General features: G+C 64.0%; 1 protein-coding gene. It reads left to right on the forward strand.

Annotated features, from left to right (window positions below; genetic code table 11):
• Window positions 1–141 precede the first annotated feature (141 nt).
• Window positions 142–1,284, forward strand: a 1,143-nt coding sequence (locus MWU77_RS24360) for an IS256 family transposase (protein ID WP_247275024.1), incomplete at its 3' end; no start/stop codon positions are given.

Below are 1,284 nucleotides of genomic sequence, written 5' to 3' on the forward strand. Positions count from 1 at the left end.
GGGTAAGTCCCAGGGGATGGTGGGAATCGGCTGAGGAACATCCGGCCAGGCCAGCGGCGTGTCGGCCCTCGTAAAGGTGGGCCATCGCGTAGTGATCGACGAGTTACCGACCAAAGTGACTCGACACGAAGGAACCACGCGATGACCCACGACCATTCTGCCCTGCTCACCCAACTCGACGCACTCAAGGGGGCCGACACCGCCAACGTGTTCGCCGAACTGATCCGCACCGGACTGCAGGCCCTGATCGAAGCCGAGGCCACCGAGAAACTCGGCGCCGGCCGTTACGAACGCACCGACACCCGCACCACGCACCGCAACGGGCATCGCACCAAGACCGTCGCCACGACCAGCGGGGATATCGAGGTGAAGATCCCCAAGCTGCGCTCCGGCTCGTTCTTCCCCTCGCTGCTCGAACGTCGCCGGCGGATCGACAAGGCCTTGTACGCGGTGGTGATGGAAGCGTATGTGCACGGGGTGTCCACTCGCAGCGTCGACGACCTGGTCGGCGCCCTCGGGGTCGACTCGGGTATCTCGAAGTCGGAGGTCTCGCGGATCTGCGCCGGTCTGGACACCGAGATCGCCCGGTTCCGGGAACGCACCCTGACGCACACCACCTTCCCGTACGTGTTCCTCGACGCCACCTTCTGCAAGGTCCGCATCGGTGCGCACGTGGTGTCCCAAGCATTGGTGGTGGCGACGGGGGTGTCGATCGACGGGAGCCGGGAGGTGCTCGGCACCGCCGTCGGCGACAGCGAATCGTACGAGTTCTGGCGTGAGTTCCTGATCGGGTTGCGGGGTCGGGGGCTGTCCGGAGTGCATCTGGTGATCTCCGATGCACACAGCGGGTTGAAAGCGGCTATTGCGCAGCAGTTCGCGGGTTCGGCGTGGCAGAGGTGCCGGGTGCATTTCATGCGGAACATCCGGGCCACGGTCGGGGCGAAGCATGTGCCGCCGGTGATGGCGGCGGTCAAGACGATCTTCGCGCATACCGACCCCGTCGAAGTCGCTGCGCAGTGGGATCAGGTCACCGACACGTTCGCCGGGTCGTTTCCGAAGGCCGCGGCGTTGATGGAATCGGCGAAGTATGATGTGTTGGCGTTCACCGCTTTTCCGAAGGCTCATTGGCAAAAGGTGTGGTCCAATAATCCAATTGAGCGGTTGAACAAGGAGATCAAGCGTCGAGCCGATGTGGTGGAGATCTTCCCGAATCCGGCTGCGTTTCTGCGGTTGGCGACCGCGGTGGTGATCGAGCAACACGACGAGTGGCAGGTCACCCGCCGA

It is taken from the genome of Rhodococcus sp. F64268 (assembly GCF_023015605.1).
Lineage (GTDB): Bacteria > Actinomycetota > Actinomycetes > Mycobacteriales > Mycobacteriaceae > Rhodococcus.